This is a genomic window from Terriglobales bacterium (assembly GCA_035487355.1).
Taxonomy (GTDB): domain Bacteria; phylum Acidobacteriota; class Terriglobia; order Terriglobales; family Acidobacteriaceae; genus QIAW01.
The window spans coordinates 1-20,360 of the sequence record DATHMF010000023.1; the positions used below are offsets into that span (position 1 = coordinate 1).

Consider the following 20,360-nt stretch of genomic DNA (forward strand, 5'->3'; position numbering starts at 1 on the left):
TATTGCTCCGGAGCTGTTCTGCTTGCATGCGCTCGGTGAGCTCTCTCATGCGTTGCCCGGCTTTACTGTTGAAAAACAGTAGCAGTCGGGGCTGGCCAGATTCGTCCCGGCTGGCTTCGGCGGACCTAATATCTGTTTCATCAACTACCGGCTTAGCCGCCAGACAGTATTTCTCACTACCCCCTTTGAGGCTCATTGGCGCCGTGCCGCTGGTTTTGCAGTCAACGACCTCGAAAATCCCCAGAGAGACAGGCTTCACGTTGGCCGGATGGCGCGATGGACAGCCGGTCAGAAGTGCCAGGCCCACCAACATGCAAAGCAACAGGCGATTCCGCATGGCTATGGATTCTATTCGTCCGCCGTTCCAGAAACAAAGCAAATGTCGCATAGCTCCAAGCCCTCAGTTCCAGGCTCCAAGGAGAAGCAGCCATCAAAAACCGCGTCTGACTGTTTGACTGGCACCAATCTGATATCAAAACCTTGCTTCCTTGGAAACTACCGGCCATCATGGGCATAGAAGTGTGTTTAACAGCATTTGAGAATGCGGGGGCTTTTATAGCCCCAGGTGAGCGCGAAGCGAGCGCCGGATTGCGCGAGCGTAGCGCGAGGGCATAGCAGCCTGGGTTTGGCTGCGGAGCCCTTAGAAAAAAGCTCTTTGAAAATTTGTGCGCTTCGGCCTTCTGAGAACAGATGACTGGGGTACCACCAGCAAGTCCCCAACCGCAGATCGCTTTTCGCCAGCAATGACGCGGGTCAGACGCGGTTTTGGGGCTCAAAAACACTTGCTAGCAAGTGGGTGCCATCCGCGGTACGGTACAGACCAGAAAGTGTCCGGGATGTGCCCGGCGAGGGCCTCTTGGCCTCGGATAATATATCCTTTTGCATCTATAGCCGTCTTAGAGACTGATACATGATCCGACTGTCTGGTTTTTCGTCAAAGCTTGCCTTCCTCGTTGCTGCCGTCGCCCTGTGGGCGGCATCGGCACATGCCCAGCAATATTCGGAAAAAATGTTCCGCGAGATGCGCTGGCGGATGGTCGGCCCTTTTCGTGGCGGACGCACGCGGGCCGCTGCGGGCGTGCCTACCCAGCCCAATGTGTTCTACATTGGCGCAGTCAACGGCGGGGTTTGGAAATCGAATGACTACGGGCGCACGTGGACGCCGATCTTTGACGCGGAGCCGACGCAATCCATCGGAGACATCGCCGTCGCTCCCTCAGACCCAAATATCGTCTACGTAGGCAGCGGAGAGGGCCTGCAGCGGCCTGATCTTTCCGTCGGCGACGGGATCTACCGATCAGCGGACGCGGGCAAGACCTGGACCCACCTTGGTCTTCGCGACGGGCAACAAATCCCGGCGCTGGCGGTTGATCCGCGAAACCCCAACCGGCTGTTTGCGGCGGTGCTAGGGCATCCCTACGGCGCGAGTACCGAGCGCGGAATCTTTCTTTCTGAAGATGGCGGCGCGTCCTGGAAGAAGGTGCTCTATAAGGATGAAAACACCGGCGGCGCCGATGTGCAGATTGATCCGGTGAATCCGCAGATCGTCTACGCGTCACTCTGGCAGGGGCGCCAGGGACCTTGGGAGGACAACAACGATTACAGCGGCCCCAGCGGCGGTCTGTTCAAATCAACGGACGGAGGCAGTACCTGGCGTCAATTGACCAGTGGCTTGCCCAACGACCTCGTGCAGGTTCATATTGCCATTGCTGCAAGCCAGCCCAATCGTCTGTACGCTGCTTTTTCTACAACCCAGAAGAGCACATATGGCTCGGGCAAAGGGCTTGGGTTTTACCGCTCCGATGACGGCGGAGAAACCTGGCACAACGCAACCGAAGATGAGCGCCCGGCGATGAAGATCGGCGGCGGCGATCTGCCGATGGTCAAGGTGGATCCGAAGAACCCGGATGTCGTCTACAGCACCAGCATCGTGACCGTGCGTTCGAACGATGGCGGCAAGACATGGACGAGCATTCGCGGAGCGCCCGGCGGAGATGATTATCAGAATCTCTGGATCAATCCCAATGACCCCAGAATCATTTTGCTGGTGAGCGATCAAGGCGCCATCATAACCGTGAATGGCGGAGAAACCTGGAGCTCCTGGTACAACCAACCCACGGGGCAGATGTACCACGTGGCGGTGACGGAGACTTACCCCTACCGCATTTGCGGCGGCCAGCAGGAGAGCGGATCCGTCTGCATTTCCAGCCGCGGTAATGATGGGGCCATCACCTTCCGCGATTGGCATCCCGCGGGCGTGATCGAGTACGGATATGCAGCTCCCGATCCGTTGAACCCAGACATCATTTATGGAGCCGGCAGGAATCAGGTCTCTAAAATGTCCTGGAGCACGGGCGACGTGCAGAACGTCACTCCTATTCCTATTCGGGGAAAGCTATATCGTGTGGAGCGGACGGAACCGATCACGTTCTCTCCCGTAGATCCTCACGTGCTGTATTACGCTGCCAATTTTCTCTTCAAAACAACCGACGGTGGCACAAATTGGCAGACGATCAGTCCAGATCTCAGCCGAGAGGCACCAGGAGTTCCGGCCAGCCTGGGGGCGCTCACTGCAAAAGACCCCGATGCGGCAAAAAAGCGAGGCGCGATCTATTCGCTGGCTCCGTCTTTCAAAACGCTCGACACGATCTGGGCCGGAACCGACGACGGGCTCCTCTGGTTGACGCGTGATGGCGGGAAAAACTGGCACGACATCACTCCCAAGGACCTGGTCCCGTGGAGCAAGGTCACACAGATTTCGGCATCGCATTTCGATGATGTAACCGCCTATGTTTCCGTCAGCCGCTTCAGGATTGACGATCTTCATCCTTATATTTACCGGACGCACGACAGTGGCGGGAACTGGCAACTGATCACGGCCGGACTGCCGGAAAATGCTCCGGTTGACACCGTACGGGAAGACCCGGTGCGCAAAGGATTGTTATTTGCCGGAACCGAAACTAGTGTTTGGGTCTCATTCGACGACGGCGACCATTGGCAGGCGTTACAACTGAATTTGCCTCACACCGCGATGCGCGACCTGTGGATCCATGAGAATGACCTGATCGTGGCTACACACGGCCGCTCCTTCTGGGTGTTGGACAACATCGCGTCGCTGCGGCAAATGAACGACGCCGCTTCGCCAGCCGTGCGTCTCTTTCAACCCGCGCCCGCGATTCGGGTGCAAAGAAATACCAATACCGATACGCCGCTCCCACCGGATGAACCCATGGGCGAAAATCCGCCAACCGGCGCGGTGATTGATTATTACCTGGCGAAGCCGGCCTCAGGGCCGGTGCAGCTTGAGGTCCTCGATGCCGGCGGAAAGCTTGTAAGGCTCTACTCCAGCGACGACGCTCCGGAACGAACTGCGGCGGAGGTGGAAAAAGAGATGATCCCGGCATATTGGCTGCGGCCACACGTTTCTCTATCGAGTGCGGAAGGAATGCATCGCTGGGTCTGGGATTTGAATTACGCTCCGCCACTTGCGACCGAGCATGAATATCCGATCTCAGCGACCCCGCATAACACTCCGCGATTTCCGCTGGGGCCGACCGTTGTTCCGGGAGAATACTCGGTCCGGCTCACGGTGGATGGCAAGAGCATGACTTCGCTTTTGACGGTCAAGATGGACCCGCGAGTCAAAGTCTCAACAGAAGAACTCCAGCAGCAGTTTCAACTGGCGACCGAGCTTTCGGCGATGCTGTCTGCAAGTTCAGAAGCGGTTCAGCAGGCGAAGTCCTTGCGTGCGCAGCTCAAGACTCTTTCCGCGCAAGCCACCGGAAACCTTAAAGAGGCAATCTCACAATTAGACGCAAAGCTGCAACAACTTGCCGATGGTCCTGACAAGCCACCGGCAGGCGCCGCTCCTCCGCCTGCGCTGGGCAGCATCAATGACGATACCGCGACGCTGTACGGGTTAGTCAACGGCGCCGATGCGGCGCCGACTCCTGCGATGGTTACGGCGACTCGGAAGATAGCTGGCGACTTCACTCCCCTGATGAAAACCTGGGACGCCGTCAAAGCAACGGATATCGTCGCGCTGAACCGTCAATTGAGTGAAGCCAAGCTCAAGACACTCGATCTTAAAACTGATTCCTCAAGGTAGAATCAAGTTTTGCAAAGTTCAAGGAGGCTTGATGAAGACCTTTTCCGCTGTATTGTTGTTGCTCCTCTTGGGCGTATTGCCTGCACAGACCCTCTGGTCGCAGGCCGCTGCTCCGGCGCCCGCGGCGCAGGCATCCGGCACTGCTAATGATCAATCGAAGATCGACCCGGCCAAAGAAGCCGACATTCGCCGGCTTCTGGAGATCGTAGGAGTCAAAACGCTCGCGGCACAAATGATGAACCAAATGATGGAGAGTATGAGACCTGTGCTTTCCAATTCTCTTCCAGCGGGCGACTACCGGGACAAGTTGATTGATCTTTTCCTGGCAAAATTCCGCTCCAAAACAGATACGCAGGAACTGGTGGATCTGGCGGTGCCGATTTACGACAAGCATCTTTCCCATGAAGAAATCAAAGGCTTGATCCAGTTCTACCAAAGTCCTCTCGGCAAGAAAGCGCTTACCGAGCTTCCCCAAATGACGTCAGAGCTGCAGACCGAGGGCAGGAAATGGGGACAGACCCTGGGACACGACTCGATGCAAGAAGTTCTCGCCGAGCATCCTGATCTGGCGGCGGCACTGGAGTCGGCGGGAAAATCTGCCCAGCACTAGCTTGAACACAGAGGAATCGGAACTTACCTCGCGAGCAGCCGTTCGATATCAGCTTTCAGGGATTCAAACTCGATAGGTTTGCTCTGGTGACTGTCAAATCCGGCGGCCAAGGTTTTTTCTTTGTCTCCCCTCATGGCATACGCCGTCAGAGCGATGACTGGAAGCTTGGTAAATCTCGCATCTTGCCGGAGCGATTGAATTACGGCATAGCCATCCAGCTCAGGCATTTGGACGTCGCAGAGCACCAGATCAGGCGCTGTTTCCGTAATTTTCTGCAGCGCTTCCTGGCCATCGGCTGCTTCGATAACCTCATATCCCCAGCCCTGGACGAGTTCACGTAACAGCTCCCGGCCAGCTTCACTGTCCTCGACGATTACTATCTTCTTCATTGCGTTGCCCGTGACCTTCCCGTTGGTTTGCCGGCCGAAGTGCGCGTCACTCGTCTTAGCTGGGTTAGCAGCCCTTCTTTCCAAAACTCTCCCTTGCGGTAGAAACCTTGAGTGGCCCGCAATAAAAATTCGATATCCGTTGCCGTCAAGTCTTTAGCGGTGAAGACGAACACGGGTAAATCTCGCAATGAGGAATCGTCCTTGATTTTACTAAGCACTTCAAAACCGTCCATTTCCGGCATCATTAAATCGAGCAGCATCGCATCCACTGTATTCTTTGCCAGCAGTTCTAAAGCTTCTCTCCCGTTATGTGCAACCATCGGGATGTACCCGGCAGATTGCAATACCTGGCTTGCCAACTGCAGGCTGGTATCTTCGTCATCAACCACGAGAACTTTGCGCGACCCATTGATCCTAAGATGTCTTTCCAGTGCCGCTAACAGGACTTCTCTCTGCACTGGCTTGACCAGGTACTCGGAAGCTCCCAAGGCGAACCCTCTACCTTTGTCGTCCACTATCGAAACGATCACGACAGGAATCGCGGAGGTCGCAGGGTCGGTCTTTAACTGTTGCAGGATTTCCCAACCGCTTTTGCCTGGCATGAGCATATTCAACGTGATCGCATCGGGCAGAAGCTGAATCGCCTTGTCAAGAGCCTCCCTTCCCGAGCTGGCAGTGATGATCTGGTACCCCTCTGGAGCAAGATAACTCACCAGGAGTTCGTGGGTTGAAGCCTCATCATCAACAATCAGAACCAGCGGCTTTTCGCGGCTGGAATCCAAGCCCGGTGCGGGAATATTGGGCGCAGTTTCAGGAAGTTTCTTGCTGCGCGGTAGTGTGAAAGAGAACTGGCTGCCCTTGCCAAGCTCGCTGCTGACCACGATCGTTCCGCCTTGCTGCGCTACCAATTTCTTAGTGATGGCCAAGCCCAGGCCGGTACCCTCGGTGACCCCTCTGGTCGTCTTACCGACCTGGCGAAATTCATCAAAGATGACTTTCTGATCTTCCGGCCGAATGCCGATTCCGGTATCGGTCACGACAACGTGAGCGAAGAGATTATCCTGCGTGATGTCCAGCTTGATCGTTCCCCCTGCGGGGGTGAACTTCACAGCATTGCTCAGCAGGTTATAAAGGATCTGCTTAAAGCGAACGTAGTCGGCATAGATGTTAATGTCGGTCGTCCCTTGTATATCTACTTGGATTCTCTTGGCCATCGCCAGTTGACGGATGTTTGAAAGCACCTCCGGGACTGCGGTCTCGACCGCAAAATTCTCCAGGTGCAGCTCCATGTGCCCGGCTTCGATCTTGGATAGGTCCAGCACGTCATTGACAAGCTGCAAAAGGTGCTTGCCGGCGTCTATGGTGTGTCCCAGCCATCGCTTGTACTTGTCGGTGGCAGTTATTGACGGCTCGCGCGTGAGCAGCTCAGAAAACCCGATAATGGCGTTCAATGGGGTACGCAGTTCATGGCTCATGCTGGCCAGGAACTGGCTTTTCAGTTGGGTGGCGCGTTCCACTTCACGATTTTGCAGCTCTAGCTCTTTATTGGCCACGGCTAGCTGCGCCGTGCGCTCTTGCACTCGTTGTTCCAACTGGTCGTGGGCCTTTTGTAAAGCTCCAGCGTTCTCCTGAATCTGACCCAGCATCTCATTGAACGCCTGGATCAGGATATCGGTTTCGTCGCGGTTGCCGGTCGGACTGGCACGCACCGTGTAATTCTTGTCGCGTGAAACGACGCGCGCTATCTCCGCCAAATGTACGATGGGTTTGGCAACGGCACGCTGGAATATTGATGCGACCAGAAGTGCGCCAATGAGGGACAATGCCAAAACAACAGCAAGAATGCCCACGAAGCGGTCTAAGCGCTGATTCATCTCCTGTAAATCAGAGCGGATATAGACGGCGCCGACCGGCTTCCCTTCAAACACGATGTTGCGAACCAGCACAAGCTGGCTGTCCTTGAACCAATGGGCCTCCGCTTGACCGGCAGGAACCGGAGGCAGCGCCAGGGGTCCGCTTGTGCCAGAGCGCTGATACATGGCGAAAGGCCGTCCGTCGCTTGTGTAAATGCCGGCCGATACGACGTTGGGGGCAGCACGCAACGCCGCCAGAGTGCTCTCCGCTGCTCGCGGATCATCAAACAACAAGGCGGATACGCTATTCGATCCGGCGATTTGAGCTTGAATCGAGAGGTTGTGCACCATGGTCTGCCGAAAGGTAATCAGATCGTAAGCAACAAACACCGCACAGGCGATCAGCAGGGCAGCACCACTCACCAGCATGTTCATCCTGGTGAGTTTCTTGGTAATTGAGTTCTGTACCCTGGGCATGATCAGGCTCCTGGATGAGAATCCCTTCTTACGCTGATTGCGACTTTTAGCAATTGGGAGCTCAAGGTCAGGTTGGCACGCTCGGCGCTCGTCAAGTTAATCTCAAAACGCACTCGGTTGGCGTCCAGGACGAACTGGATCATGCCGCCCCGCCGGGTGAACTGCGGTATGTCGCTGACCGTCAAAACATTTGCTTTGTCGAGGGTACTCAGAATTTCTTTGAGGTGACTCTCCTCTGAGGAACTGATGAACAGGATGTGACAACTTACCGCGTCTTGCGGCTTGGGAAGTCGCTTGACGACTATGCTCTTGCCGTTGATGGTCTCACTGGCGATGAGAGTATCGAGGGTCGCGCCGAAGGGATCGCGCCCAAGCACGCAAATGCTGAAGGAATCGGGAGCGGTTGTAGTCTTGGCGGGCCATTCAACGAATTTTCCCAAGTTGTATAAGTAGGCGGCCTTAACCTCGTACTCAGTTGGAGTCGCCGCCTGGGAATGCAGGTTTCCGGTACCGATAAGTACCGACGCGATCACCAAAGCCATGAATAAAAACAGGCGGCCTGCATGAGTGGCGATCATGCAGGGTTGTGGCGCGCGTCGGAATGGAATTGCAATGCAAATGGGCCTCCTCATTATCTCTTCCCTGTATGCCAAGTCATCTTGACATACCCGCTGCGCTCGATTCCGATAAGCCCCCCCGGGCCGGCGAATTCCGCGTGATGCGGCTGAAACAGGTTCTGCCCCACCACTGCAAAGTCGAGGTCCCGGGTAGAGTGCCAACTGAACTGCACATCCGCGGTTGTGTAGGCCGGGACCAGTAGCGCCGGCAGGGCGCTTACATAACGAAGGGTTTGATCAAACTCCAGGTTCTGGGGTAAGTCCAGAGACGATTGAAAGGTCACCATGTGATGTGGGCTTGAACCGTCGGTTGATCGAATTGTTGATGCGTCCAGGCTCCCCGCCTCTCTGCTCAAGCCGAGATGCAGATAAGAATACGAACCTCGCAAACGCCAATGGCTGGTGGGTGTCCAATCGGGCGCGATCTCGAAACCAGAGGTATTACCCAGCAGCCCGTTGCGGAGAAGAAATGGGACGACGATATGGGGTGGCGACGGGGATCTCTCAACGAAAGGCAAGCCTGGCTCAGCACTAAGCAGACGATCATAGTTGTTATAAAAGCTTGCGATATCTACGTAGAACTTTGGGTGAATGAGGCTGCGGTATCCGAGCTCATAGCCGAGCAGTTGTTCCGAGCGGAATTTTCTGTTGCCCACCAGGCGCACAAAAGTCAGCGGCTTAGGCGCCGCAAACGCGGTAATCTGCAGGTCGTCTTCTACGCGCGAAGGTGTACGCACCGCCCGCGTGACCGCTGCCCATACCGTGTGATGGGGAACAGGCGTCCATAGAAGTCGCGCGCTGGGCTCGACGTCGAAACCTGAATAGTTGTTGTGCAGGAACTTGGACCCGATGGTCAGCAGCAGGCGGTTTTCAATGATCGAGATTTCATCCTGGGCAAAGGCGCTGTAGAGCTTTTCCGTAAAGTGGTTCGGGATGAACACGGTGGTGGGCACAACCACGGTTGCATTGCCTGAACTGAGGCGAGCTCCGAGTCCCCAGAGCAGGTTGTTTCGTTTCGCGAGCGTCCAATGATGGATAAAATCAATGTCGAAGGTGTCGCGAATCTCACCGAAGGTGGCTTGTCTGCGGTCGGTGCGGTCGTAATACGTTTCGAGCTGAAGGTCGGAGCCTGCGCTCAACGTGCGCTTCCAGCGGCCCAGCAAATTGCCTCCTGCGAGCTCGTCGTTTTTTTCTACGATGCTTGTGTACGGTGGCGAATAAGTTGTTATCCCTGCGCGCTCTCCCGCTGTACCATCGTAAATGTCGCCTTGAAACGTCAACGTGTCTTTGTTGGGTAAATCCCAATCCATCCGGAACCCGCTCTGGCCCATGGCCCAGTCATCAAATTGTCTGTGGTCCCGGTGAAACTCCGGTCCGCGCTTGAAAGCCTTGCCGTAGATTCGGTAGTTAAAATCCTTTCCGTCCCCGCCGCCGTAGCGGTAATTGAGGAAACCTTGATCTATATTTCCGCCGCCCACAGATACCAGGGTTCCCCGGGTATCTTTAGCATTCTTGGTGATGATGTTGATGACGGCGTTGACGGCATTTGCGCCCCAGATCGTGCCGCCCGGCCCCCGGATGACTTCAATCCGCTCGATATCTTCGAGCAGCGTGTCTTGCACATTCCACCAGACGCCCGCAAACAGCGGCGTGTAAACGGTCCGGCCGTCAATCAACACGAGTACGGATCGTGAAAGGGAACTTCCGAATCCACGCACCCCAAGCGACCACGTGTTAGAGTCGATCCGCGCGACTTCAACGCCAGGCGCCAGGCGGAGGACTTCCGGGATGCTGGTGGCCCCGGAGCGCCGGATATCCTCTTGAGTAATGACGTAGATCGCTGCCGGAGTTCGACTGGCTTGCACCGGCTCCTTCGACGTGGTTGTGACCTCGATTTTTCCCAGATCCTCCAGGCTCATATGCGTGAGACGGCTTGGGTTGTCTTGGCCGGCCTGTGGAGTGCCTCCCCAACTTTGGCTGGCCAGTATCGTCAGCAGGAGCGCAGATATCAAAACTGGAAGGACCACGGTGCGGGACATGCCAGTACTGCCGTAGTACACGACAGCTCCGGTGGCGTGAAGACGGCGGGGCCAGTTTTCTTTGGGCGGCATCCAATAGTTAACCCGATGCGATTCTAACCGCAGGTTGTGTGCCTTTGCAGTAAGTATCACGATCAGACAAGGATTTATGTCCTGAAATGGGACAGGTTCCTTTTTTGGGAAGTCTCTCAGGCAATCACCTTAGCTGTGGCTGCAGGACTCTTGGATTACCTCGGAAACGGTGCTTGAGTTTTCCGTGAACCCTAGACGGAAGAACTCCGGGGACACCGTGAACTTCACCAGCAGGGCGGACGTAAATAACCGAAAAGACAGTAGTTGCGTGCAATTTGGAAAGAAACCTGCCCAACTCAACAACGATGATGAACCGCTCGTTATCACCCTGATTCCGGCTTGAGACGCTGCGGCATTTTTTCATGTTCGAAACGCTGCACGCCGGGCTGAGGCATAGACTTGAATTGGGGCTTCTTATAGCATTGCCCACATGAAAAAAGTGAAATCTGGCAGTCGCAATTCTGCCGCGAAAGGCGCTGCGAAAAACGTTGACGAATACATTGCTGGCCTCCCGGAACCTGCCCGCGGCACCTTGAACAAGATGCGCGCTACGATTCGGTCCGCTGTGCCACCGGAGGCTACCGAGACCATCAGTTATGGGATCCCTGCGTTTAAGCACAAACGAGTTCTGGTGTGGTTCGCCGCGTTTTCGAACCATTGCAGTTTGTTCCCTACTGCGTCCGTGATCGAGGCGTTCAAGGACGAACTTAAGGGCTTCACCAAATCCAAAGGGACCATCCACTTTGCCACGGACAAGCCACTGCCGACTGCACTTGTTAAGAAACTGGTGAAGGCGCGGGTCGCGCAGAACGAAAGCAAAAAACGGCGCTGACCGAGTTGCCCTCGGAACCTGTTCGTGACTTCCAAGACAGTTGACTGCACCCGTGCTCTAAAATTCGTCGGCACCCTAACGTTCCATCGGCAGCCTAGCCGTGATGTTGTTTCCATCCAAGTAGAAGGTGACTGCACCCATGGTATCGGTGCGGAAGGTTCGCACGTGGGCACCTTGCAGCCGCTCCAAAACATCCGGCTTGGGATGGCCGAACAAACTTCTGTAGCCCACGGAAATCACGGCAAACTGCGGATGCACGGCCGCCAGCAGGTCGGGTTGGGTTGAAGTCGAGCTTCCGTGATGGCCTACTTTTAACAATCCTGCGCTGACGTCTTCACTGGCCAGCAGATGCTCGATCTTTTTCTCGGCATCGCCTTCGAGCAGCGCTGCCGTCTGCCGATAGGTGACTTTCATGACCAGCGAGTCGTTGTTTTCCGCGCGCTCATGCAGCACCCAATCGTTGGGAGGCGCGAGCACGTGAAAACTTGCTCCGCCAAAAGCAAACTCTTCGCCTTCGGCGCGATGAACAATTGTGGTGTTCTCCGCTTTTGCCTGCGCCAGCAGCGCCCGGACGGGCGTGATCATCGGCTCCGCACCCAGCCACAGCTCGCGCGGACGAAAGTTCAACATGATGCTATGCAGGCCGCCAATGTGGTCGGCGTGGGCGTGGGTGAGCGCAACCGCATCCAGGTGCGTAATGCCGCGCGACCATAAGTAGGGCGAGACTACGTCTTCACCGGTATCGAAGCGGGCCTCGGCGCCAACCGAGCCGCCGCCATCAATCAGCAGCGTGCGGCCTTCGGGAGTGACCACGAGAATTGAATCGCCTTGGCCAACATCAATGGCGGTGATCTCGAGCACGCGGGCCTCGAGCTGCGGTCGAGATGGAATGAGAACTGCGATTGCGCCTGCCAGCAGCAAGAGTAGAGAGCATAAAGTCAGGATTTTTCCCCGCTGCACGGCGGCAAACGCCAATATTAATGTCGCAATCACGAATGCTGACATCCACCAACTGGGATCGGCCACGCGTATGTCGCCGACCGCAATGTTATGGACCTGCAGGTGTGCCAGCTTTTCTACGACGTGGTTCGTCCAGTGCAGCAAGACCAGGGTCAACACCGCTGGCAGGCGCGCCAGCCAGGGCCAGATGTATCCCAATATCAAGGCAATACCCGCCACCGGCAGCAGGATTCCATGCAGCGGCACGACCAGCATGTTGGTCGGCAATCCCAGGGTCATGGCACGATGAAAGTAAATTGCCATGGGAAGCGCCAAAGCGATCTGCAAGATCGCCGATATCACCATGACATCGGCAGTTACAATCGCCAAACGCCAGCCGCCCAGCATCATCCACTTGCCAACCTTATTTCCTATAATGCGGGCAAGGCGCTGGGCAATCATGCGCAAGTCGAGCCGGAACTGGGCCATGCGCGGCGGCAGCTCGCGGTCGTATTCGGTGGAATCAAAGTGCCGCAAGGCCTGGCGGTAAGGCTCTACCGTTCTCTGTAAGAGCGGCAGCGCAATGCCCACGATGGCCAGCACGGAAAGAAAGCTCAATTGAAATCCGGGATCGAAGAGCGCGCGCGCATCCCAAACCAGCATGAGCAAAGCCGCTGCGGCGATCGCATTCAAGGGATTACTCTCGCGATAAAGCAGCCGCGCTATCAGATAAAGCACCAGCATCACGGTGGCGCGGATGACGGGCGCGCCACCATCAGTAATCAAGCAATAAAAAACTGTGGCCAGAATTGTTCCCGCGGTTGCCAGCCAGTCATTGAGACGCAGCCGCCGTAAAAACCACATTACGACAAAGGCAAGAATTCCCACCTTCAACCCGGCCACCACCAGAATGTGATATGCACTCGTGCGTTGATAGTTCAGCGTGGTCTCACGGTCGAGCTCGGTGCGGTCGCCTACGAGTAAAGCGGCCAGCAGCGCGCCGTCTTCTCCCTTCCACAAGGTGTGGATCCTGGCCAGCAGGCTCCGCCGCACCGAAGCAAGCCGGCGCTGCCATGCACTCCCTGAATTCCCCGGAAGTCGTTCGACCTTCGCCATCCGCGCTGAACCTAGAGCCGCGATGCCTAGTTGCGCCAGATAACCGCGCTCGTCGAATGCACCCGGATCACCAAAGTTGCGCGGTTGCCGCAGCTTAACGGGAAAGCGAAGCCGCTCGCCATACAGAAATAGAAACTGCTGGGTTTCGCCGGGGTTCGTGGAATCTTCCGCCTGTTCGCTGTAGCTTTCTTGTGAGTAAATGTTAAGCCGGATAGAAAACTTCAGCGGCAGTGCAACATTGCCGTCGAACAAATTTTCCACCGCAATATCCACCAACTGCGCCTCTCCGCCAAAGGCTGAGGGACGGCTGACTCCATCGCGCAAGGCGTAGCCTTCGACGATCACCTCGCGTCCGTCGGTGATCTGGGCAAAGCGTTCATCATTTTCCGGATGCGACGCGCTGATCTGGCGAAGCTGCAGATTGAGCGCGCCCAGAAAAGCCAGCGCCAGGAAACAGAGTGGGCGAGCCAGCCAACGCCTTCTTCCGTAAAAGAATGCCGATGCACCCAGCAAGAGCGCCGCTGCAACACACCACCACGCCGGCGGACGCCAGACTCTGGAGGCCAGCACAATTCCAGCGGCAAAGGCGAAGGCCGCCCCCAGCAGTGGGGCCGGTTGCGGACGAGCCTCAGGCGCGGCTCGGGCATTGGCTTCAGGTTGCCAGGATGAAGCCGCAAAGACTGCTGTCGCGGGGGTGCTCATGCCGGGCTCTTCCGTGAAAGATGCACGATGGTTTCGATGTGATAGGTCTGGGGAAACAGATCCACCAAGTGCACCTGCTTCAAGACGTAGCCCGATTGCAAAAATACATTAAGATCACGGGCCAGCGTGGCCGGGTCACAGGAGATGTAGGTGAGGCGGGCTGGAACAAGAGCCGCAAGTTTGCGCGAGACTTCGACTCCTAATCCTGCACGCGGAGGATCAACCACAACCAAATCCAGATTTTTGGATACAGCCGCACTGTTGAGATACGCGGCGGTTGTCAGTCGATGAACGTGAACATTCTGTGGAACATTTTTTCGCAGGTCGTTGAAGGAGGCCGGCGCAACTTCAACCGCCTCAACCCGCTCGAACGTTTTGGCCAGGACAGAGGAAAATAATCCCACGCCGGCGTAGAGGTCCAAGGCCCGCTTGCCTCGCGCCTCGGCGCAAACAATTTCCAGCAGACGTTCGGTAAGAAAACGGTTGGTCTGAAAAAATGACCCCGGACTCACCTGGTAGCGCGCCAGGCGGGTTTCATAGACGAACGGCTCCGGCTGGAAGGAGTATTCCTCTTGCGGCTCGGGCTCCGCTTTCTTCTTTTTTGAATCATCTTTGTTTGAAAAAACAGAAACCGAAGTTATTGCCGGCAAGCGAGAGCGCAGTCTCTCCAGCAGTTTTTCCCAAACTTTTTTCGGCTTGCTCTGGGTTGCGTACAACTCCAGCATTAGTTTGGCATCGCCATGATCGGCAAAGAATTCGATTTCAGAAAGAGGACAATCTGCGAAGACTCCGCTGCGGCCCAGCTCCCAAATTGCCGCAATGGCCCGGTTGATGAGCGGCGAGCTGATGGGGCAGCTCTCCACGGGCAGCAGTTCGTGGGAGTTGTGGCGATAGTATCCGAGGGCAAAGGGGGTGGCTTTGGCTTCAATTTGGGCTTCGGCTTCAATTTGGACTTGAACTTTCATGCGGGTGCGGTTACGGTAACCCCAGGGCGGAGAAGGGTGTACATGAATCTCGCCCTGCCACTTTATTTTTGCTGTGCGCTCGAGGGTCTCGCTTAGAATCTCGCGTTTGATGGCAAGCTGATGAGCGTATTCCGTGTGCTGGTAGTGGCATCCGCCGCAGCGTTGAAAGTAGGGGCAGAGCGGGGCAATACGCTCGGGCGAAGGGGCGAGAACTTTTTCCAGAGCGGCGCGTACGAATCCCGGCTTCTCTTCCACGGCGCGGGCCTCGACCTGCTCGCCCGCTAGAACAAAGGGAACAAAAACGGCTTTGCCGCGCGCTTGTTTGGTCTGCGCTTCTTCGGCGCGCGCTTCGCTCGGATCGATCAGACGAGCTAGACCGTCGCCACCATAAATCAGCTTTTCAATGGTCAACTGCACGCTGACAGATTACACGACGATGCTGCCTCAATAGAGACGTAGCATGCTACGTCTCTAGAACTTGTTTCAAAAATGGCTCGCGGACTGACGAGAGGACAACCTCAAGGGGGTAAAACCCCGCATTTTAAGGCTTTTGCGGCACGGATAAATAGGCTGCGGAAAAACGTTATTTGAGCGCTTCGCTCCGCTGAGCGCTGGCCTGCGGCAGCGAGGAAGTGTTATTTTTCTGCGACTTACGGCACGAGTAAACTCGTGCCCTGATACATGTTTTCATCCACGATGCGTTTTTCCGCAACCTCTAAATCCGTGCCCTGATACAAACCTGTTTTGAAACACACTCTACCAAACATTACATATAAAACAGGCTCAGCCGCGGCAGCTCATACCGCTCAAGCAGACGCTTATGGACATACTGCTTGCGCAACTGCTCCATCTGGCTGCCGCTCATCTTGCCGCGATACGGGGCCATCTCGCGGTCAACTTCGGTCCGCACTTGTAATAAATCGTGCTCCGATTGCGCGGCGGTGAGAGCCGCAAAGATTTTTTCTTCCAGCACGGTCAGCCTTCGCTCCAAATCCTCCAATCGCAAGCTCGTACTTACGTTTTCTAGCAAAGCTGTCATCTGCTGCAAGGAATCGGCGGCTTCTGCCGCTATGGGTTGTACCAAAATGGGAAGCTGGGCGCCACGCTGCCGCAAAATGTCAGTATTGCGCTGCAGAAATGCCCTGATCTCAGCCGGAGTGAATTTGTCATCTCGCCTTGCTGCCCCTTCCTCGGGAGATGCGACGCCTACGGCGGCCTCTTTCATCTCTTCTGTGGCTGCGAGCACAGCCTGCGCGCAGTAGGCCAGACTGTTCACCTTGCGCGTCTTCGTCTTGGTGGGACGCTGGTCGTAACGGTCAAAGGCCTCATCAATACCGCGCAGCACAGCTTCCAGGGGCACGCCGGCATCTTTCCAGGTTTCAATCAGCGCCCAATCCAGGGTGGAGAGCAGCAGAATGCTTCCCCGGCGGCGCTGAAAATGCTCTTCGATTTCCGTGAAGTAGTTGAAATAATTTTCCACGGTGTGAGTCAGGAGGAATTTTTTCTGGGCTTGGCTTGTGCCTGGGCGTTGCGTTCATAGATGATACGCAGGCCTTCCAGGGTCAGCAGGTCATCCACGGCGCTGATGTACTTGGAGCTGGAGCCGATCAGTGCCGCCAAGCCTCCGGTGGCTACGATCTTCGTGCTCGCGCCCAGTTCGGCCACCAGGCGCTCGAGGATGCCATCCACCAATCCCAGGTATCCGTAAAACAACCCGGACTGCATGCTACCCACCGTGGTGGTGCCGATCACCTGCTCGGGCTTGCGGATATCCACGCGCTGCAAGCGCGCTGTGCGCTGGAACAATGCCTCCGCCGAGATCCCGATTCCTGGCGTAATTACTCCGCCCATGTACTCGCCTTTCGCCGAGACTACATCGAAGGTCGTAGCTGTGCCAAAATCCACTACGACGCAGGGACCACCGTATTTCTCAAAGGCGGCCACGCCGTTCACGATGCGATCGGCGCCGACCTCGGCGGGATTCTCGTAGCGCACCGGCATTCCCGTTTTGACACCCGGCTCAACAAACAGAGGAGTGCTGTTGAAGTATTTTTCACACACCTGGCGTAAGGTGGAGTCGAGCGGCGGCACAACGGAAGAAATGATGATGCCGTGCACGGCTGCGACCTCTATCTTTTCCATGGCAAACAGGTTGCGGAAGAGCACGCCGTATTCGTCTACAGTCTGGGTGCGTACCGTGGTCACGCGCCAGTGCGCGCGCAGGGTATCGTGCTTGCCGCCCGTGGCGCTGCGCTCATACACTCCCAGGACCGTGTTGGAATTGCCTACATCAAGAACTAAAAGCATGGTGATCTTAGCCACTCACAGCTCTCACGCTTCCCGAGAGCACAGTTCTAATTCCCTCCGCGGTTTTCACGCACAGAAAGCCGCGCTCATCCAGGCCGTCGGTGATGCCTTCGTAACCGCCGGCTTCGCCGACAACGACATGCTTTCCACGCACATACGAAGAATGCTGCTCAAAGCGCGGCAACAAAGCTCGCAGCCCCTCTTGTGCCAATTGGCGATACTCGCGGTCAAAAAATTGTAGCAGAGCTACGGTCAGCCCGGCCGCATCTATGCGCGTTCCCCTGGCCAGGAAGAGTGAGCTCGCGCTTTCCTGCAATTGCGGCGGAAGACTGGTGTGGTTGACATTGATGCCAAATCCCACTACGATGGCGCCGCCATTGCTGGAGTTCATCTCGGTCAAAATGCCTCCGGCTTTTTTCGCCGGAGCACTCTTTGCCTGTGCTTTCTCCCGGACCAGCAAATCATTGGGCCAGCGCACATCGCAATTCACTCCTGCAACCTGGGATATGGCCTCGGCAGCAGCGATGCCCGCTGCCAACGTGATGCCCAGCACTTCATCCGGCGGCAGATTGGGGCGCAGCAACGCGGAAAGATAAAGTCCGACTCCAGGAGCCGAATGCCAGATGTGCCCGCCGCGTCCGCGCCCGGCGGTTTGCTCGTCGGCGAGGTAGATTGTGCCTTCCGGCAAGTTCGCGCCGGCAGCATCTTTTAACGCTGCATCGGCCAGCAACGCGGAGTTGGTGGAATCAATCGAGCGAAAGCGGTATACGCGCCCGGTGAAGATGGTGCCTTCCAGCAGTCTTCCCAGGGCCGCATCCATCGCAGCGCATTCGCGATTAAAAACTGCCACTACAACAGCATAAATGAAGCCGGAAGATGTAGCACAATGCGAGAGAGCCCCCATCAAAGACAATTCCACCACGGGCACAGAGAAACCAGAGTTATCCGCGCGGCGGTTGCCGGCTTTATTTCGCCGTCGGCGCCAACGGTCTCACCGCTTCCACGATGAGGGTGATCTTCACATCATCGCCCACCATGGGTCCGGCTTCGATCATCTTGTTAAACGTGAGGTGGTAATCCTGGCGGTTGATCTGAATACTGGCTTCAGCGCCCAAGTGCTCTGAATTGCCCAGGCGAACTTTTCCGTTAATGGTAAAAGGCAATTCGATCTCTTTAGAAACATCTTTGATGGTCAACGTTCCTACGGCGACCAAGCCGTTGGGCGTTTTCTTGACCTGCTTGCTCTCAAAGGTGATGGTGGGGTACTTGGCGGTATCGAGGAAGTTGGGACCGCGCAGGTCGTCATCACGGTGGCTGTTATCGGTGTTGATGCTGACCGCCTGAATGGTGACCTTGACCGAAGACTTGGTCACATCCTTGTCATCGTAGACGATGGTACCGTCAAAATCGGTGAAGCGGCCGGGTACGGAGCTGATGACCAGATGCTTTACCGAAAAGCCGACTGTGCTGTGGACTTTATCAATCTTGTATTCATCGGCGGCAAACGCCAAGGTGGAGAGCAACAGTGCTGCCGTCAAAACCAGCGCAGATTTCCGTATGTTCATGGATTTATCCTTATGTTCTTGAAATTGGCCAGACAGACATTTTAGACGCTGCAGGGCTGCTTCGGTTGCAAAGCATTTTAGCTCAGGGGCATGAAAGTTTCACAAAAATGCTCCCCGCAGGCTTACAACTATTACTGCCTGCGGGGAGCGCAGGGGAGAGCTTCGTCGATCTGATATCACGGCGTAGACGGCTCTGGGGAAGGCTGCTTAGATTGCGATGTCAGCGCTGTTGCAGCCGGCCCTGCCAGTTGTTTTACCTGGTCCATGAGCTTGTTGATTCCTTTGTCGAAGTTCTTATCGCGGTTGCCTTTGCGCAGCGCCGGATCGAGGTGCTCAGCCAATGCCCAAAGCACCACGCGGGTCTTGGGATCATAAATTGTCAGTTCGAACCTGGGTACTCCCTCGCGTTCACCCAGGTAAATATCACCGGCATGGATCTCAAAAATCAGGTCCGCATCGGCGGGAGCAGACACCAGCTCATAGTGTCCCCAATCTTTCATGTCGGCATAGAACTCGTCATAAAAGCGGTTGGGGCCTCCACTGAACAAAAATTTGGCGTACCAATCCTCCAGCTCTCCGCCGGCGTTGGAGATAAACACCCTTTTCGCCGCCTGGATTTGCACGGGCAGTGGGGCCGGTTTCACCATAATGCTCGGAGTTGGTGGCGGCGTTGGCGTCGAAGTTGAGTCCTCCGCTTGAGCTGCCGCAGGCAACGCTGAGATGCACAGCAATGCCATCATGCAGATCAGGCCGAATATCTTTGGTGGAATAGCGCGGAACATATTTTTTTCCTCTTCTTTGTTTTCTTTACATCTTCTCTCTGCTTACGGCTTACCTGTTGCTGCATTGTTCGACGGGATCTTGGGTACAGTTATTTTGGCATTCACGGTTCCGATGGCCCCGGTGTTGTTGTCGCGCGCCAGCAGCTTGAGCTGGTAGCTTCCTGCGGGCAGTTCAAGGCTCTGCGTGCAGGGAAACCCGTTTTGGGAAACCCACTTGAACCACTCAGGCTTCAGGGACGCCAGATAAGTATTGGCGCTGGCTTTCACCACCTCGCCCTTCTCGGTGAAGGCTTGCGCTATGCAATCAACACTGGCGTGCTCCAGGCCGTCGTCTCCGTGCTGGAAGTCCAGACCCTGCGCGTTAATGGCATATAGCACGCTGACTTTATTCTGGGTTTGCGGAGAAGGCGGCGTCACCGCGGCATAGATGGTGAGCATGGTTTCCACCGGAGTACTCAGATTCAGTGCCCGGTGCAGATCGGTATCCTGCATTGCAGCAGGCTTAGAGGTATAGGTCTCGGGATCAAGGGCAACGTAGCCGGGCCGGTGCCGCAAGGTGATCCCTGGACGGTTGACTTTCACCTCAATCCGGCGGAAGGACCCGTTCCAATACTTGTTGTCGGGATAGTATCCAAGCACGTAGTACGTTGAGCCATCGTTAACGCCATCGCTGATCGCCTTGGCCAGATCATTGCGGCTGTAATAGGCCTTGCCGCCGGTGCGCGCAGCGAGATCATCCATTTGATGATAGAGCGATTGAAGATAGGGCCCGTCACGAAACAGTGCCGGCCCCCGGAGTTGGTAGCCGGAGTCGAAAGGGTCACCTCCAAAACCTCCGAACCCACCAAACGAACCATTCGACGCAGAAAAAGGAGACCCGCCCGATTGAGCGGTAAAGGGCTGTGGAACCCCCGGCACGCCTCTTGGATCCACGGGATAAACCGCAACCTGAGAATCGATCATAGCTTCAGCAGTCTTACTCGTCTC

The 20,360-nt window shown here is 56.1% G+C and carries 16 protein-coding genes; 3 read left to right on the top strand and 13 right to left on the bottom strand.

Annotated features, from left to right (window positions below):
- On the bottom strand, positions 1–337 hold a 337-nt coding region (locus tag VK738_05035; protein HTD21994.1), incomplete at its 3' end, for a hypothetical protein.
- Between the two features lie 573 nt (positions 338–910).
- Here VK738_05035 and VK738_05040 point away from each other — a divergent pair.
- Together VK738_05040 and VK738_05045 are read left to right on the top strand one after the other, a co-directional pair.
- On the top strand, positions 911–4,108 hold the full coding sequence (locus VK738_05040; GenBank protein HTD21995.1) for a hypothetical protein: 3,198 nt from the start codon (positions 911–913) through the stop codon (positions 4,106–4,108).
- 31 nt (positions 4,109–4,139) lie between these two features.
- Positions 4,140–4,718, top strand: coding sequence for a DUF2059 domain-containing protein (locus VK738_05045; protein ID HTD21996.1), 579 nt, complete (start codon positions 4,140–4,142; stop codon positions 4,716–4,718).
- Positions 4,719–4,741: 23 nt separating this feature from the next.
- Here the strand turns inward: VK738_05045 and VK738_05050 are convergent, their stop codons facing one another.
- From VK738_05050 to VK738_05065, 4 genes are read right to left on the bottom strand one after another with little or no spacing between them, the layout of a single operon-like run.
- On the bottom strand, positions 4,742–5,107 hold the full coding sequence (locus VK738_05050) for a response regulator (GenBank protein ID HTD21997.1): 366 nt from the start codon (positions 5,105–5,107) through the stop codon (positions 4,742–4,744).
- Positions 5,104–7,437 carry a response regulator gene (locus tag VK738_05055; GenBank protein ID HTD21998.1) on the bottom strand — a complete coding sequence of 778 codons (2,334 nt, stop codon included), beginning with the start codon at positions 7,435–7,437 and terminating at the stop codon, positions 5,104–5,106. Before VK738_05055 ends, VK738_05050 begins: the two co-directional genes overlap by 4 nt.
- 2 nt (positions 7,438–7,439) lie before the next feature.
- Positions 7,440–8,069, bottom strand: a complete 630-nt coding sequence (locus VK738_05060) for a YfiR family protein (GenBank protein ID HTD21999.1) — start codon at positions 8,067–8,069, stop codon at positions 7,440–7,442.
- Complete coding sequence (locus VK738_05065; protein ID HTD22000.1) at positions 8,069–10,165, bottom strand: TonB-dependent receptor; 2,097 nt, start codon at positions 10,163–10,165, stop codon at positions 8,069–8,071. The genes VK738_05060 and VK738_05065 overlap by 1 nt, the downstream gene beginning before the upstream one ends.
- 430 nt (positions 10,166–10,595) lie before the next feature.
- On the opposite strand from VK738_05065, the gene VK738_05070 reads away from it, so the two are divergent.
- Positions 10,596–10,997, top strand: coding sequence for a DUF1801 domain-containing protein (locus VK738_05070; protein HTD22001.1), 402 nt, complete (start codon positions 10,596–10,598; stop codon positions 10,995–10,997).
- A 75-nt stretch (positions 10,998–11,072) separates the two neighbouring features.
- Here the strand turns inward: VK738_05070 and VK738_05075 are convergent, their stop codons facing one another.
- The 8 genes from VK738_05075 to VK738_05110 form a co-directional block, all read right to left on the bottom strand.
- The gene (locus tag VK738_05075; protein HTD22002.1) at positions 11,073–13,754 is read right to left on the bottom strand and encodes a ComEC/Rec2 family competence protein; all 2,682 of its coding nucleotides are present in this window, start codon (positions 13,752–13,754) and stop codon (positions 11,073–11,075) included.
- Positions 13,751–15,136, bottom strand: a complete 1,386-nt coding sequence (gene rlmD / locus VK738_05080; protein ID HTD22003.1) for a 23S rRNA (uracil(1939)-C(5))-methyltransferase RlmD — start codon at positions 15,134–15,136, stop codon at positions 13,751–13,753. Before rlmD ends, VK738_05075 begins: the two co-directional genes overlap by 4 nt.
- Before the next feature lie 349 nt (positions 15,137–15,485).
- Positions 15,486–16,199 (bottom strand): hypothetical protein, encoded by a 714-nt coding sequence (locus VK738_05085; GenBank protein HTD22004.1) that lies wholly within the window; start codon positions 16,197–16,199, stop codon positions 15,486–15,488.
- A gap of 8 nt (positions 16,200–16,207) precedes the next feature.
- The gene (locus tag VK738_05090; GenBank protein HTD22005.1) at positions 16,208–17,041 is read right to left on the bottom strand and encodes a type III pantothenate kinase; all 834 of its coding nucleotides are present in this window, start codon (positions 17,039–17,041) and stop codon (positions 16,208–16,210) included.
- Positions 17,034–17,876 (bottom strand): biotin--[acetyl-CoA-carboxylase] ligase, encoded by an 843-nt coding sequence (locus tag VK738_05095; protein ID HTD22006.1) that lies wholly within the window; start codon positions 17,874–17,876, stop codon positions 17,034–17,036. The genes VK738_05090 and VK738_05095 overlap by 8 nt, the downstream gene beginning before the upstream one ends.
- 115 nt (positions 17,877–17,991) lie before the next feature.
- Complete coding sequence (locus VK738_05100) at positions 17,992–18,591, bottom strand: YceI family protein (protein ID HTD22007.1); 600 nt, start codon at positions 18,589–18,591, stop codon at positions 17,992–17,994.
- Positions 18,592–18,767: 176 nt separating this feature from the next.
- Positions 18,768–19,373, bottom strand: a complete 606-nt coding sequence (locus VK738_05105; GenBank protein HTD22008.1) for a hypothetical protein — start codon at positions 19,371–19,373, stop codon at positions 18,768–18,770.
- A gap of 42 nt (positions 19,374–19,415) precedes the next feature.
- On the bottom strand, positions 19,416–20,360 hold a 945-nt coding region (locus VK738_05110), incomplete at its 5' end, for a VWA domain-containing protein (GenBank protein HTD22009.1).